This window comes from Thiolapillus sp. (assembly GCF_048562965.1).
Taxonomy (GTDB): domain Bacteria; phylum Pseudomonadota; class Gammaproteobacteria; order Chromatiales; family Chromatiaceae; genus Thiolapillus; species Thiolapillus brandeum_A.
On sequence record NZ_JBHNMF010001353.1, the window covers coordinates 1 to 681 of the forward strand.

General features: G+C 49.0%; 1 protein-coding gene and 1 pseudogene. Both read right to left on the minus strand.

The features are described 5' to 3' along the window. Window positions 1-235: pseudogene (locus ACOCD2_RS24270) on the minus strand (hypothetical protein); the annotation flags it as partial. Continuing rightward, complete coding sequence (locus tag ACOCD2_RS24275) at window positions 232-483, minus strand: hypothetical protein (protein ID WP_293650747.1); 252 nt, start codon at window positions 481-483, stop codon at window positions 232-234. The pseudogene ACOCD2_RS24270 and the gene ACOCD2_RS24275, both read right to left, overlap by 4 nt. Window positions 484-681: the final 198 nt, after the last annotated feature.

Sequence of the window (681 nt, forward strand, 5' to 3'; positions counted from 1 at the left end):
CTTTGCAAAACGCATAGGTGTTCCATTCAACACCCCTTTTTTTGTCCCATTGCCACCACCATTCCGCGGCAATCTCTTCTGCACTCATGGCTCTCAATTTCGATTCAGATGAGGAGACGATGTTGTTTAGCACTTCTCCAATCTTTTCTGTTAAATCGGAAGAAACGGGATCAGCGCCACAATTACAATTGCGCCCAGGGTAATTCGCTGTCTCACTCCATTCTCTATGTTTCATTTCATTGCCCTTCGGGCGCGGCCATTGGCCGCTGAAATATCCTCAACTGAAACACCTAGCAAGCGGGCCGCGACGGCATCAACTGTTTCTGCAACAGGCATCTCGACATTGAAATACCCGCCAGCACCAGGCGCCGTGTCAACCTGTGCGGAAGGCGGCAAAAAACGGATGCCATTACTATTGGCAATGAGGGTTACAACCCCTTTGCCGATGCCCACCGGAATAATGTCGCGTAGGTTGTTTGGCATCTTTCAGTTCCTGGGGAATGGATTGATACATTCCATTTGATGATGGCTGTAAGACTAACACATTAAGCGGCATCTATCAAGATAATATACCATTATCACGATAGGAAAGGATTCAGAGGGCAAAACTGAGCCACGATAGGGGAGTCAAGACCGAGGAGACATAAGATAATCGGCGCGCGCTGCCAGCCATGGAGAGCG

Excerpts from the sequence above, each read along its gene's own strand:
- ACOCD2_RS24275 (WP_293650747.1), bottom strand. The coding sequence starts at position 483 with ATGCCAAACAACCTACGCGACATTATTCCGGTGGGCATCGGCAAAGGG.